We start from the raw sequence: 14,537 nt of genomic DNA, 5'->3' as shown, positions 1-14,537 counted from the left end.
TCAGACATTAATTCTACTTCTTAATCTTAATTTGTCAAAAATATTTTGAACAAACAGATTTTCTTGTGCCTTAAATCAATTACCGAATTAAGCGTAGGAAATCCATTGCTTTTTTTTGTTCCCCAAATACCAAAAAGCAAATAAAGTATTATATTGCCGTATAATTTTTAATGCTTTTTAATTCACTGAAATGCCACAAATCATGAAAAAAGTTTACCTACTGCTTGCATTCATTTCTGTTTCTGTTTTTTCACAGAAGAAATTTGACAATATTAAGTCTGAAAAACTAGGAGAAGAACGCCGAATAACAATTGGGCTTCCGCCTTCATACGATGAAAAATCAGATCGAAAATACCCTGTCTTATATCTTTTAGACGGAGATTATTTATTTGATCCTTTTTCTGGTGCTGTGAGTTATGGTTCTTATTGGGATGACATTCCAGAAATGATTATCATTGGAATTCATCAAAATAAAGATGGCGAGCGCGAAGACGATTCGACAATTGATCAAAATGAAGGTTTACCATTTGAAAAAGGAGCGAAATTTTTTGAATTTATAGGTGCCGAATTGATTCCGTATGTAGAAAAAAAATATCATACCGCGCCTTTCAGGATCATTGCAGGTCATGACATTACAGCAAGTTTTGCCAATTTCTACTTATACAAGGAAGAGCCAATTTTTAATGCATACATTTGTTTAAGTCCAGAACTTGCTCCAAAAATGGAAGTTAGAATAGCAGAGAAATTTGCAAAAATCCAAAAACCTATTTTCTATTATCTTTCTGCAGGAGAAGGTGATATTAAGAGAATAAAAGAGCCAATTGAAAAATTAAACAGCAATATTAAAATCGCTAATAATCCGTTAGTAAATTATAAATACGACGTATTCAAAGGTGCTACACATTATACAGAGGTTCTACATTCAATACCAAGTGCTTTGTACCAAATTTTTGAATCGTACAGACCAATCAATTCTGCTGAATACAATGAAAAAATTGCAGTTCTAGAATCTGGTTATTCTGATTATTTGGAGAAAAAATATGCCACAATGTCGGAAATACTTGGTTACCAAGTTCCAGTGCGAATGAGCGATTTTAAAGTTATTGAAAACATTATTCTAAAGAAAAACGCTTACGACGAATTAGGAAAAATGGCCGAAATTGGAAATGTAAATTATCCAAAAGCCATGTTGGGCGAATATGAATTAGGTTTGATGTACGAGAAAATGGGCGATCCGAAACATGCTTCGAAGAAATACCAAAATGCTTCTCAAATGGAACCAATTGGCGATTTGAACAAGGATTTGATGTATGAGAAAATTGACGAAATGAATACGCTTTCTAAAAAAAGTAAATAATGTCAAAAGTTAAAACTTCCTTTTTTTGCCAAAATTGCGGCACCCAATATTCAAAATGGCAGGGTCAGTGCAACGCATGCAAAGAATGGAACACAATTGCTGAAGAAATTATTCAGAAGCAAGAAAAAGTAGCTTGGAAAAGTGAACCAACTTCATCAAGCAAAGCGCCAAGACCTTTAAAAATTACCGAAATTGATTCGGCTCAGGAAATCCGAATGGATACTACTGACGGCGAATTGAATCGTGTTTTGGGTGGCGGCATCGTTCCTGGTTCTTTAACACTTTTGGGAGGCGAACCTGGAATTGGAAAAAGTACACTTTTACTTCAAATCTCATTAAAATTACCTTATAAAACTTTATACGTTTCTGGTGAAGAAAGTCAGAAACAAATAAAAATGCGTGCCGAAAGAATAACGCCAAATAGCGATAACTGCTATATTTTGACGGAAACCAAAACGCAAAACATCTTCAAACAAATTGAAGCGATTCAACCTGAAATTGTAATCATCGATTCCATTCAGACTTTACACACTGATTATATCGAATCGACTGCTGGAAGTATTTCTCAAATTAGAGAAACAACTGCCGAATTGATCAAATTTGCAAAAGAAACCAATATTCCAGTTATTCTAATTGGACATATAACCAAAGATGGAAACATCGCCGGACCAAAAATTTTAGAACATATGGTAGATACCGTTCTTCAATTTGAAGGCGACAGAAATCATATTTATAGAATTTTGCGTTCGCTGAAAAACCGTTTTGGTTCAACTTCTGAACTTGGAATTTACGAAATGCTCGGAAGCGGTTTACGCGAAGTAAGCAATCCTTCAGAAATATTGATTTCACACAAAGACGAAGAATTATCAGGAACTGCAATTGCAACAACTCTTGAAGGCATGCGTCCGCTGATGATCGAAATACAATCACTTGTTAGTACAGCCGTTTATGGAACGCCACAACGCAGTACGACTGGCTACAACGCCAAAAGGCTAAACATGATTTTGGCTGTTTTAGAAAAAAGAGCTGGATTTCGACTTGGTGCAAAAGACGTTTTCTTGAACGTAACGGGAGGAATTTCGGTAGATGATCCCGCAATTGACTTAGCGGTTGTTGCTGCAATTTTATCATCAAATGAAGACATTCCGGTTGGAAAAGGCTTCTGTTTTGCTGGAGAAGTTGGGCTTTCAGGAGAAATACGTCCTGTAAACCGAGTTGATCAGCGTATTCAAGAAGCTGAAAAACTAGGATTTGACACTATCTTTGTTTCCAAATACAATAAAATTGCCCTAAAAAATACAGGAATCAAAATTGAACTTGTAGCAAAAATTGAAGATGTTGCGAGTATTCTTTTTGGCTGATCTCCGATAAAAATACCACTATGAATTTTCCAAAACAAAAAATATTCAAAGCACTAAAAATACTTGCTGTATTGTTGGTTCTGCTTTGCATCGCATTATACTTTTTCCGTAATTCGCTTCTAAAACAAGCTATTGCAAAAGTTACCCATAAAATGGCTGTCGATTACAACAGTGATTTTTCAATAAAAGAAGCTTCCTTTAATGGTCTGTCGAGCATTAAATTGACAGATGTTGTTTTGGTTCCAAAAAATGACGACACTCTTGTCAAAATTCAAAAAGTTGAAACAAGCATCAGTTTGAGCAATTTATTGATTGGTGATGTTCAAGTTGGAACTTTAAAAGTCAACAATGGTTATATTCAGTTAGTCAAAAAAGGAAAAATCCGAAACTTTGATGCGTTTTTAAAAAGAAACAATGACGATTCTGAAAAAAATGAGAAACGCAAATATGGTGCTTTTGCTTACCGAATTATTTCAAAATTACTGAATCTGGTTCCGACAGATATGAACTTGGAAAACTTCCAATTCAAAATTAATGACAACGGCAAAAAAACAAATGTTGCAATTAATAAACTGGTTTTAGACAACAAACAACTTGAAACCAATATTCATGTTGTGAGCAAAGACTTTGATCAAAGATGGAATTTAAAAGGTTTTGCTGATCCAAGAAATCAAAAAGCAGATATTCGCTTTTTCAACTTAGATACTGGCGCAATCAAAGTTCCGTATCTTGATGAACGCTACAATTTAAAAGCTAGTTTTGATTCTATTCGCTTAAATGTCGAAAAAATTGACAAAAGTGGCAGCGAACTTCATATCGATGGTTTTACATCGATCAGCAATCTAAAAATCAATCACCCAAAAATTGCCAGCAAAGATGTTGTGATCAAAAATGCCCGTTTTGATTATCGCTTTTTATTAGGCAATGATTTTATTTCGATTGACAGCACTTCAACAATGACGTTGAACAAAATAAAACTGCGTCCGTATATTTCATATGACACCGAAAAAGACACAGTTTACACTCTAAAAGTTGATATTCCGAAGATGAAAGCGCAGGATTTTATTGTTTCGCTTCCTGATGGTTTATTTACGCATTTTCAAGGTATGCAAGCGACCGGAAATTTCGATTATAAGCTCGATTTCAAATTCAACAAAAACAAACCAAATACGCTTGTTTTTGACAGCAAACTCAATAAGGAAGATTTACGAATTACAAAATATGGTGAAGCCGATTTAAATAAACTAAACGGCGAATTTGTGTATCGCGCGATTATTCAAAACGTATTACAAAGACCAATTTTAGTTGGAAATGCGAATCCGAATTACACGCCTTTAGATCAAATCTCACCTTATTTGAGAAAATGTGTTTTAACAACCGAAGATCCTTCTTTCTTCTCGCATCGCGGATTTATCAATGAGGCTTTTAAACAGTCGATTCTGAAAAACATCAGAACTAAAAAATTCTCTCGTGGCGCTAGCACAATCAGCATGCAGTTGATTAAAAATGTTTTCTTGACTAGAGAAAAGACGCTTTCGCGAAAGCTTGAAGAAATCCTTTTAGTTTACATTTTAGAAAACAACCGAATTGTAAGCAAGGAAAGAATGCTTGAGGTTTATTTTAATATTATTGAATGGGGACCAAATGTGTACGGAATTGGCGAAGCGAGTCATTTTTATTTCCAAAAAAGTCCATCGGCTTTAAATGTTGACGAATGTTTGTATTTGGCGACGATTATTCCGAAACCAAGAAAATTCATGTATCAATTTAATGATCAAGGAAATTTGAAAGATTTCGCCATTAAAAACCAAAAATTCATTAAGAATTTGATGTTTAGAAGAGGGCTTTTAGTGCCAGAAGATACACTTGGACAATTACCGGTTTATATATCAGGAAGCGCACGTTCTTTAATAAAAATCAAAGCGCCGGATTCGACTGCGGTTAAAAATGATTCTTTGGCTGTTGATGATGAGTTTGATTTGTAAACACTTATTATTGCTATAAAGGCGAAGATTTGTCATTTCGACTGAAAGGAGAAATCACACTAGGAACTCTACAAAGATTGACGATTTACTTTGCGGAATTTCTAGTGTGATTTCTCCTTTCAGTCGAAATGACAATATTGAGTTTTAAAACTTTGGTGATAAATTACGGCGCCGGATCAGGAATTATACTTTGAACTGCATCAATTTCGGCAAGGATTTCTTTAGAAAGCACCACATCAATTGTATCAATATTTTCTTTTAATTGTTCCAAAGTTGTGGCGCCAATAATCGCACTTGTCAAAAAGGGCTGTTGCAATACAAATCCCATTGCTAATTGCGTCAATGTTAATCCGTGTTTTTTAGCAATTTCCTGATACAATTTTGTTGCCTGCGTACATTGTTCGCTATTGTAACGTTTGTATTGCGGAAAAAGATTGATTCTCGCTTTTGGGTGACTTTCTCCGGTTAAGAATTTCCCGGTCAAAACTCCAAAAGCCAATGGCGAATAAGCCAACAAACCAACATTTTCATATTTTGAAACTTCAGCCGAATTCACTTCAAAAAGTCGGTTCAATAAATTATAAGGATTTTGAACCGTTTGGATTCTTGGCAGATTATTGTATTTGCTTTCTTCCAAAAGACGCATCATTCCCCATGAATTTTCATTTGAAACGCCAATGTGTTTGATTTTGCCTTCTTTGATTAATCCGTCAAAAGTTTCTAGAATTTCTCTGAAATTATCTTCCCAGGTATCATTATGTCCATGAAAAGCGCGTTGTCCGAAATTATTGGTTTTTCTTTCTGGCCAATGCATTTGATATAAATCAATATAATCAGTCTGAAGTCTTTTTAAACTTTGCTCAACCGCAAATTTGATACTTGCTGGAGAAAAATCCAGTTTCTCACGCATATAACCAAAACTCGGATTTGGGCCTGCAATTTTTGAAGCCAAAACCACTTTATCGCGATTTCCTGATTTTTTAAACCAAGTTCCAATAATTTTTTCCGTGCTTCCGTAAGTTGCCTCATTCGCCGGAACCGAATACATTTCTGCGGTATCAAAGAAATTTACGCCTCTTTCAAGAGCATAATCCATTTGCGCGTGACCTTCAGCCTCTGTGTTTTGCTGACCAAAAGTCATTGTTCCGAGATTGATTTTACTAACTTTTATATCGGTGTTGGGTAATGTAGTGTATTTCATTTTTGAGGTTCTAAGATGCTAAGTTGCTAAGATTCTAAGTTTTTCTTTTAGGAATGATAAAGCTTCAAAGATACGATGCAATTTTTCAACTTGAAATTTTACAAAAGTTAAAAAATCTACAAGATTTTTTATGAGGTTCTAAGGTACTAAGGTTGTATTTATGAAACAAAAAAGGTGCAAAGTAAATCTTTACACCTTTTTTTAAAGCTTAGAGCCTTAGTATCCCAGAACCTTAGCATCTCTAATTAATACTATTAAGCATCTCCGCAATCTCATCTAATCTTGGCGTCAAGATGATTTCGATTCTACGGTTTTTAGCTTTTCCTTCTGGAGTCGCGTTGCTTGCTAGCGGAGAAAATTCGCTTCGTCCTGCTGCAGTTAATTTTTGCTTGTTGATTTTAGTATTTTCACTTAAAATTGCCACAATTGCAGTCGCTCTTTTTGTAGATAAATCCCAGTTGTTTGCAATTGGTCCAGAACCTGCATATGGATCATCATCAGTATGACCTTCAATCAGAACCGAAAGATCTGGATTATCTCCCAAAACTTTTCCAAGTTCCACAACCGCTTTTCTTCCTTCAACTCCAACAGCCCAGCTTCCAGAATTGAATAGCAATTTATTTTCCATAGAAACATATACCTTTCCGTTTTTCTGTTCAACAGTCAAACCTTTTCCTTCAAAACCGTTTAAAGCTTTAGACAACGTTTCTTTTAGTTTTCGCATTGATTCTTCTTTCGCGGCAATCATATCTTCAAGTTCTTTCAATCGGCTTGCGGTTTTGTCTAAACGAGCCTGTTCATCGGCTAATTTTTTAGATTTCGCTTCCAATTGCGCCAAAAGATCTCGGTTTTTAGCCATATTGCTTTCTAATGCATCATTGCTGTTTTTTTCTAATGCATTATAAGAATCTTGTAGTACTTTGTATTTTTTCTGTTCCGCAGCAAGATCTGCTTTTTGTTTTGCAAGATCATCTCTTGTTGCAGCCAAATCTTTAGTCAGCTTATCTTTATCTAACTCTAATTGATTTTTAGCAGTTTTTAAATTCGCATTTTCATCAGAAATAGAACGGTTTTCTTTTTTTAAATCTGAATATTTTGTTTCAAGATCGTTGTAAATCTTTTTGGACACACATGAAGTTGCAGACAAAGCTAAAACTACTAATCCAATCGAGGCTTTTCTAATCATTTTTTGGTGTTATTTTGGGGTATTAATAATTCTGTTTTCGATTATTCTTCTTTCAGCAAGAACAATACCAAACTTTACTCGATTTCGACTAAAACTGGACAATGATCTGAATGAACAGCATCTCGAAGAATAACAGCACGCTTTAATCGATGCTCCATTGAATTACTCACCAAGTTGTAATCGATGCGCCAACCTTTATTGTTTCCTCTAGCTCCAGCACGGTAACTCCACCAAGAATAATGATGCGGATCTTTATTAAAATGACGGAAACTATCAATAAAACCAGATTTCATAAAACCATCTAGCCAAGCGCGTTCTGCAGGCAAAAATCCTGAAACCGTTTTGTTTCGCACAGGATCATGAATATCAATCGCTTCGTGACAAATATTATAATCACCACAGATAATCAAATTCGGAATAGTCATTTTCAGTTCGTTAATATACGCTTGAAAATCATCCATAAACATAAATTTATGATCCAATCTTTCAATATTTGTTCCTGACGGAAGGTATAAACTCATTACCGAAACATCTTCGAAATCGGCACGCAAGTTACGTCCTTCAAAATCCATATGATGAATTCCAGTTCCATACACCACAGCCTTTGGCTCTGTTTTCGATAAAATCGCAACACCGCTATATCCTTTTTTTGTTGCAGGGTAATAATATTGGTACGGATAGCCGGCAGCCGTTATAGCCTCAACCGGAATTTGATCCTGTGTTGCTTTAATTTCCTGAAGACAGATCACATCTGGATTTGCTGCTTCCAGCCATTCAATAAAACCTTTAGTAATTGCAGCACGGATTCCGTTTACATTATAAGAAATAATTTTCATCTCGGTATTTTTTTTAGGATTCCAAATGTAATAAAAAAGTGGAAAGTTTATGTTTGAATAAAGGAAAAGTAGAGTTTTTTGTTATCTTTGTTGGCTGCTCTAATAATTTAAAAATAGTACATGGGTTTAGTTACCGCGAAAGAAGTTGCAAAGGCAATAAATGTTGATAAGTACGGAGTATTCGGTACTTTTTCTGGCTGGATTCTTATGAAGGTTCTTAAGATCTCTACCCTTAATAAAATTTATGATCACAATAAGCATTTAGAGGATGTTGCGTTTTTAAATGGAATTTTGGATGAGATGGAAATCAAATTTGAAATCCCAGAAGAAGATTTAAAACGCTTGCCTAAAGATGGGCCGTATATTACCATTTCAAATCATCCGCTTGGAGGAATTGATGGTATTTTGCTTTTGAAATTAATGTTGGAAAGAGAGCCAAATTTCAAAATTATTGCAAACTTTTTGTTGCACAGAATTGTTCCGCTTAAAAAATACATCATGCCGGTTAATCCTTTTGAAAATCATAAGGATGCAAAATCAAGCGTGGTTGGAATCAAAGAAACGTTGCGCCACTTAAGCGATGGAAAACCTTTAGGAATTTTCCCTGCCGGAGAAGTTTCAACATACAAAGACGGAAAATTGATGGTTGACAAACCTTGGGAAGAAGGCGCTTTGAAATTAATCAGAAAAGCAAAAGTTCCTGTAGTTCCTATTTATTTCCATGCTAAAAACAGTAAGTTATTCTATTGGCTTTCAAAAATAGACGACACTTTGCGTACAGCAAAACTTCCATCTGAATTGCTTACGCAGAAAGACCGAGTAATCAAAGTACGTATTGGAAAACCAATTTCTGTAAACGAACAAAACGAAATCGAATCGTTTGAAGAATATTCAGAATTTTTAAGAAAGAAAACGTATATGCTTGCGAATCCTTTTGAAAAGGATACTAAACTTATTGATACAGCAAGCTTAAAAATACCAAAAGCACCTAAAAAAATCGCAACGCCAGCCAATGAATCAAAAATGATTGCTGAAGTTGATGCGTTAAGAAACAGCGACTGCCGTTTATTGCAAAGTAAAAATTATGAAGTGTTTTTTGCTAGAGCAAAATCAATTCCGAATATCTTGCATGAAATTGGTCGTCTACGCGAAATCACTTTCCGTGAAGTTGGCGAAGGAACAAATGAATCGATCGATTTAGATCAATACGACCAATATTATCATCATATGTTTTTGTGGGATGATGATACAAAGAAAATCGCAGGAGCTTACCGTATGGGATTAGGATCTGAGATTTATCCGAAATACGGAATCGAAGGTTTTTACCTTACAGATCTTTTTAGATTTGAGCAGGAACTTCACGACATGATGCACAAATCAATTGAAATGGGACGTGCTTTCATCATTCGTGAATACCAGCAAAAACCAATGCCTTTATTCTTGCTTTGGAAAGGAATTATTCATACTACATTGCGTCATCCAGAACATAAATATTTATTAGGAGGCGTGAGTATCAGCAATCAATTCTCTGATTTCTCTAAATCATTGATGATTGAATTTATGAAGTCAAATTATTACGATCCATATATTGCGCAATATATTCATCCGAAGAAAGCTTATAAAGTAAAACTGAAAGATGCCGACAAAGACTTTATTTTTGACGAAGCCGAATCTGATTTAAATAAATTCGATAAAATTATTGACGAACTAGAACCAGGAAATTTACGTTTGCCGGTTTTAATCAAAAAGTATATCAAACAAAACGCAAGAGTTGTTGCATTCAATGTTGATCCGTTATTCAATAATGCTGTTGACGGCTTAATGTATATCAGAATTGCTGATATTCCAGAAAGCACGATGAAACCAGTTATTGAAGAGTTTCAAATTGAATTAGAAAAAAAGCTTTCTGAAAAAGAAGATTAATCAAATACACTCAAAATAAAAAAATCCCAATCATTCGTGATTGGGATTTTTTTTATTTTAAAACCAGCCTTTATAACCTATTTGATAAGTCTCAAAAAACTCTTCATCTGTTTTTGTTAAGTATATAATTCCTTCTATAAGACCAATCAAACCACCAACACCACACATTAAGCCTAAAAGCAACTGAATAATGCCTTCTTTTGTATAGCCTAAATAAAACTTATGAATTCCTAGAACACCAACTAAAATAGCCAGAATTCCCGCTGAGATTTTTTTGTTTTCTTCCCGTGGGCGCGACGGAGTATTCCAAGCCTCGTACTTTGTATTTTCCATTTTTTATCCGATTAATTAAAACCTACTCTTTTAAGGATTTTCGGCGGCTCCTTTTCGAAAATATTGTTAAAAATGCAATAACAATATTAACGAAAAATAACTTTAAAAACTAATCGAAGATGTCAAATTTACAGAAAATACTTATCGTAAAATTACGATAACACTAAGATAAAGTAAAGTCCTGCAAAAAATTACGCTTTAAAAACGCCGCCTGCATAAACCGCTTTGATTTTATCGACGATTACCTGAGCCAAACGTTCATGGCTTTCAAAAGTCCAACCAGCGATGTGAGGCGTCAACAAAACATTTTTGGCTTCAAGCAAATATTGAAATGCTTCTGGCGTATTTTTATCCTGAAACAAAGTTTCAAACGATAATTTCTCATACTCCAAAACATCCAAACCTGCACCTAGAACTTTTTTAGACTTCATAGCTTCAACTAAATCTGCTGTGACGATATTTTTACCGCGCGAGGTGTTTATGATCCAAAATGGCTTTGCAAATGCGTTTATAAAAGCTGCGTCGACCATTTTGTCTGTTTGTGGCGTCCAAGGCAAATGAAGACTCAAAACATCGGCTCTTTTTTGAAGTTCTGACAACGAAACCTGTTTGGCATTTTCATCGCCAATATTTTCAAGAATATCATAAAATAAAACCTCAACATCAAAACCGCGAAGTTTTTTGGCGAAAGCTTTCCCCATGTTTCCATAGCCAATAATTCCGACCGTTTTTCCGTCCAATTCATGACCACGATTGCTTTCACGATTCCAATGTCCGGCTTTAATCTCGGCGTCAGCCTGATTCAAATTATTGAAAAGCGACAATATTACGCCCAGCGAATGTTCTGCAACTGCATTTCTATTCCCTTCAGGCGCTGCAATTAAATGAATTCCTTTGCTCTCAGCATACTCACAGTCAATACTTTCAAGACCTGCACCCACTCTGGCAATGAATTGCAAGTTTGTTGCATTATCTAAAAAAGTCTTATCAATCTTGAATCGGCTGCGAATTACAATTCCGTTATAATCCTTGATTTTGGCTTCGATTTCTTCTTTTGAAGATTTAAAATCGGCGTGGTTTTCAAAACCCGCTTCTTCCAATTGATTCCAAAGAATTGGATTGTTACTGTCTATATGAAGAATTTTTACACTCATTTCTTTTGAATTTTAATAGTACAAAAATACGGTTAATTTGAATTTTTCAAGTCACCAGAATCATAAAGATTTTTTCACGCAGATTATGCAGATTTGAGCAGATTCTCAACCTTTTTTTCCGAAGTCAATAAGTAAAACTTTGCGCCTTTGCGCCTTTGCGAGATTAAATTTTTTAACTTTGGAAATATAAGCCTCAAAGAAAGCTTTTTCTTCTTTTAAATCTTCATAATCCTTCTAAAATGAAATTAACCAAAACTTTTAATTCTTTCTTTAATAACGAAAAATCTGGAGGACTGCTTTTGTTGTTTGTAACGATCTGTTCTTTGTATTTAGCAAATTCTGCTTATTCGGCTGAATATGTTGCTTTTTGGGAGAAAGATTTGGGAGGACATTCGATCACACATTGGATAAATGACGGATTGATGACTATTTTCTTTTTATTGATTGGTTTAGAATTAGAGAGAGAAATTTATCACGGCGAATTATCTAACATAAAAAATGCTTCGTTGCCAATAATGGCTGCACTCGGCGGAATGTTAGTCCCGGCAGCGATTTTCCTTGCATTAAATTTTGGCACTCCCACTCAAAATGGCGCTGGAATTCCGATGGCGACTGATATTGCTTTTGCAATCGGGATTTTATCGCTTTTAGGAAAAAGAGTTTCGTCATCATTAAAAGTATTTTTAACCGCTCTGGCCGTAATTGATGATTTGGGTGCTATAATTGTTATTGCAGTTTTTTATACCACATCAATTGCATTCGTAAATCTGGCAATTACACTTGGAATTTGGGGCTTGCTTTTTATTCTGAACCGAATGAAAGTCAACAACATTATTCCGTATTTAATTGGTGGCGCTATAATGTGGTATTTTATGTTGAATTCTGGCGTACACGCAACAATTACGGGTGTTATTTTGGCCTTTGTAATTCCGTTTGGAGATGGTGGCGAAAAAACTTCTTCTTATAAGCTGCAGCATTTTTTACACAAACCCGTTTCCTTTATCATATTGCCTCTTTTTGCCATTGCAAATACTTGTATTGCGATAACAAACGATTGGCACGAAGGCTTGAATCATTCAAATACTTTCGGAATAATTCTTGGTTTGGTTATAGGAAAACCTTTAGGAATTGTTCTTTTTTCTTCAATAGGCGTAACTGCAGGTTTATGTGCTTTGCCAAAAAACTTGAAATGGCCGCATCTTTTAGGAGCCGGAATGTTAGGCGGAATTGGTTTTACGATGTCAATTTTCATTACCATTTTAGCCTTCAAAGATCCTGAAACAATCGTTTTTTCTAAAATTGCAATTTTGATTGCTTCGCTGCTTTCTGGATTTTTTGGATTCGTGTTTTTAAAATACATTTTGAATAAAAAATAAATTTAAAATTATGATCGCAAGAATCTGGCACGGAAAAACAAAAGTTGAGGATTTTGATGTTTACACCGAATTTATGATCCAAAGAGCCATTCCAGATTATGAAAAAACATCGGGATTTGTAAAACTTTCTTTTTTAAGAAACATCAAAAATAACGAAGGACATTTCACGCTAATAACCTATTGGGAAAACTTGGAAGTCATTAAAAATTTTGCCGGAGAAGATTTTGAAAAAGCAAAATATTATCCCGAAGACAAACAGTTTCTCTTAGAATTTGAAGAAAATGTCGAACATTTTGAAGTTTTCGCTTAATCAGAAACAGCTATGAAAAAAATCAGATTTTTATATCTTTCATTACTCCTAATTCTAGTTCTAGCGATTGGAATAATTATTTATGAGAGATATAAAGATGAAAATCGAGGCTGTGCAACCCAAAATCCAAAACATTTAAACAAAACTTTAACGGCCAATCAAAGAATTGGAAAAGTCATTTTTGATTCTAATTGCGCTGCGTGCCACAAAAAAGATTCCAAATCAACTGGACCAGCACTTCATGAAATTGATTCCATCGTTTTTGTAAACTGGCTAACCGATAAAAAACATAAAATTGACAGCACAAAAACAGAAATTTTAGCAATAGACTATCATAAAACGGTCTTTTCAAAAACATTATCTGAAAAAGATGTCACTGCTTTGATCGATTATTGTCACACAAAATGAAATTCAAAAAAAAATCCAAATTCCAATTATCCACAATATTGTCATTCCGAGAAACGAGGACACGAGCGATAGCGAACTGGCGAAGCAATCTCCACAAGAAACTCCATTCTTAAAGTCGCCAAACTTTGTCGAGTTACTTGCGGAGATTCCTCGTTCCTCGGAATGACATACAGGGCTTAATATTTAAAAATAAAAAATTCCAAACCCCACAAAAAATTGGAATTTGGAATTTAAATATTTAATATTGAACTTTTACTTCAATAACCCTTTAATCTGTTTCAAAGAAGTTTTGATTCCTTTGATCAATGACGAACTGAAACCATTATGTTCCATTTCATTCAAACCAACAATTGTACAGCCTTGAGGTGTTGTTACACGATCGATTAATTGTTCTGGGTGTACTTTTTCTTCCAACAGCATTTTTGCAGCTCCTTTTGCCGTTTGTGCCGCGATTGCCAAAGCAGTGCTAGAATCAAATCCAATTTCGATTCCGGCTTGCATAGAAGCACGAATATAACGCAAGGCATATGCCGTTCCGCACGCACCTAAAACAGTTGCTGCGTCCATTAATTTTTCGTCAATAACAGGAGCAGTTCCTAAATCTTGAAATAAATCGACAATTGGCATTGCTTCTTCTCGATCAGTTTCAGGAAAAGAAATACAAGTTGCCGATTCTCCAAACTGCGCCGCAATATTTGGCATAATGCGTACAACAGGATATTCATTATTTGTTTTATCCTGAAGCATATCCAAAGACAATCCGCTTACCGCTGAAGCAATTGTTTTACCTTTGACAACAGGCAAAATTTCAGCCAAAACCGTATCAACCTGATAAGGTTTTACAGTCAAAATCACAACATCAGCTTCTTGAATATTGTGTTTATTATCGTTAGACACTGTAATTCCATATTCAGACAAATACTGAATGCTAGCAGTGTTTCTTCTTGTAACCGTTACTTGATTGTTTTTCGAAAATTTAGCAATTCCCAAGGCAATAGAAACACCAAGGTTTCCTCCTCCAATAATGTGTACTTTCATGTTGCTGGATTTTAATTTATTTCAGGCAGATGAACACCTTTTATTCCGTTTGCAAATTACACAGAATTT

13 protein-coding genes are annotated in these 14,537 nt (G+C 34.8%); 7 read left to right on the top strand and 6 right to left on the bottom strand.

Going from position 1 to position 14,537, the window contains the following annotated elements; genetic code table 11:
- Positions 1-202: 202 nt before the first annotated feature.
- Genes FND99_RS04925 through FND99_RS04915 form a run of 3 tightly spaced genes read left to right on the top strand, consistent with a single transcriptional unit; the run spans position 203 to position 4,703 of the window.
- Positions 203-1,357 carry an alpha/beta hydrolase gene (locus FND99_RS04925; protein WP_144336875.1) on the top strand — a complete coding sequence of 385 codons (1,155 nt, stop codon included), beginning with the start codon at positions 203-205 and terminating at the stop codon, positions 1,355-1,357.
- Positions 1,357-2,718, top strand: a complete 1,362-nt coding sequence (gene radA / locus FND99_RS04920) for a DNA repair protein RadA (protein ID WP_073410151.1) — start codon at positions 1,357-1,359, stop codon at positions 2,716-2,718. The genes FND99_RS04925 and radA overlap by 1 nt, the downstream gene beginning before the upstream one ends.
- Positions 2,719-2,738: 20 nt before the next feature.
- Entirely contained in the window at positions 2,739-4,703 is a 1,965-nt protein-coding gene (locus tag FND99_RS04915) for a transglycosylase domain-containing protein (RefSeq protein WP_144336874.1), read from the top strand.
- A 163-nt stretch (positions 4,704-4,866) separates the two neighbouring features.
- On the opposite strand, the gene FND99_RS04910 is transcribed toward FND99_RS04915, so the two are convergent.
- The 3 genes from FND99_RS04910 to FND99_RS04900 form a co-directional block, all read right to left on the bottom strand.
- Positions 4,867-5,904, bottom strand: a complete 1,038-nt coding sequence (locus FND99_RS04910) for an aldo/keto reductase (RefSeq protein WP_144336873.1) — start codon at positions 5,902-5,904, stop codon at positions 4,867-4,869.
- A 241-nt stretch (positions 5,905-6,145) separates the two neighbouring features.
- Positions 6,146-7,090: an OmpA family protein gene (locus FND99_RS04905; RefSeq protein ID WP_144336872.1), complete on the bottom strand. Its 945-nt coding sequence runs from the start codon at positions 7,088-7,090 to the stop codon at positions 6,146-6,148.
- Positions 7,091-7,164: 74 nt separating this feature from the next.
- A complete protein-coding gene (locus FND99_RS04900; protein WP_144336871.1) occupies positions 7,165-7,926 on the bottom strand; it encodes an exodeoxyribonuclease III in 762 nt (253 codons plus the stop codon).
- Positions 7,927-8,046: 120 nt separating this feature from the next.
- Between FND99_RS04900 and FND99_RS04895 the strand changes: the two genes are divergently transcribed.
- On the top strand, positions 8,047-9,849 hold the full coding sequence (locus tag FND99_RS04895; protein ID WP_144336870.1) for a GNAT family N-acyltransferase: 1,803 nt from the start codon (positions 8,047-8,049) through the stop codon (positions 9,847-9,849).
- A gap of 57 nt (positions 9,850-9,906) precedes the next feature.
- On the opposite strand, the gene FND99_RS04890 is transcribed toward FND99_RS04895, so the two are convergent.
- Together FND99_RS04890 and FND99_RS04885 are read right to left on the bottom strand one after the other, a co-directional pair.
- Positions 9,907-10,182: a TM2 domain-containing protein gene (locus FND99_RS04890; RefSeq protein WP_144336869.1), complete on the bottom strand. Its 276-nt coding sequence runs from the start codon at positions 10,180-10,182 to the stop codon at positions 9,907-9,909.
- A 191-nt stretch (positions 10,183-10,373) separates the two neighbouring features.
- Positions 10,374-11,336, bottom strand: a complete 963-nt coding sequence (locus FND99_RS04885) for a 2-hydroxyacid dehydrogenase (RefSeq protein ID WP_144336868.1) — start codon at positions 11,334-11,336, stop codon at positions 10,374-10,376.
- Positions 11,337-11,575: 239 nt separating this feature from the next.
- Here FND99_RS04885 and nhaA point away from each other — a divergent pair, with 239 nt between their 5' ends.
- From nhaA to FND99_RS04870, 3 genes are read left to right on the top strand one after another with little or no spacing between them, the layout of a single operon-like run.
- On the top strand, positions 11,576-12,712 hold the full coding sequence (gene nhaA, locus FND99_RS04880) for a Na+/H+ antiporter NhaA (protein WP_144336867.1): 1,137 nt from the start codon (positions 11,576-11,578) through the stop codon (positions 12,710-12,712).
- Positions 12,713-12,722: 10 nt separating this feature from the next.
- Positions 12,723-13,022, top strand: a complete 300-nt coding sequence (locus FND99_RS04875) for an antibiotic biosynthesis monooxygenase family protein (RefSeq protein ID WP_211356618.1) — start codon at positions 12,723-12,725, stop codon at positions 13,020-13,022.
- A gap of 12 nt (positions 13,023-13,034) precedes the next feature.
- The gene (locus tag FND99_RS04870) at positions 13,035-13,430 is read left to right on the top strand and encodes a c-type cytochrome (protein WP_144336865.1); all 396 of its coding nucleotides are present in this window, start codon (positions 13,035-13,037) and stop codon (positions 13,428-13,430) included.
- A gap of 252 nt (positions 13,431-13,682) precedes the next feature.
- Here the strand turns inward: FND99_RS04870 and proC are convergent, their stop codons facing one another.
- A complete protein-coding gene (gene proC / locus FND99_RS04865; RefSeq protein WP_144336864.1) occupies positions 13,683-14,468 on the bottom strand; it encodes a pyrroline-5-carboxylate reductase in 786 nt (261 codons plus the stop codon).
- Between the last annotated feature and the right edge of the window lie 69 nt (positions 14,469-14,537).

Source organism: Flavobacterium daemonense (assembly GCF_007341385.1).
Taxonomy (GTDB): Bacteria; Bacteroidota; Bacteroidia; order Flavobacteriales; family Flavobacteriaceae; genus Flavobacterium; species Flavobacterium daemonense.
Note: the sequence above shows the minus strand (reverse complement) of the source record. Positions and strands in the feature narration are given on the sequence as shown.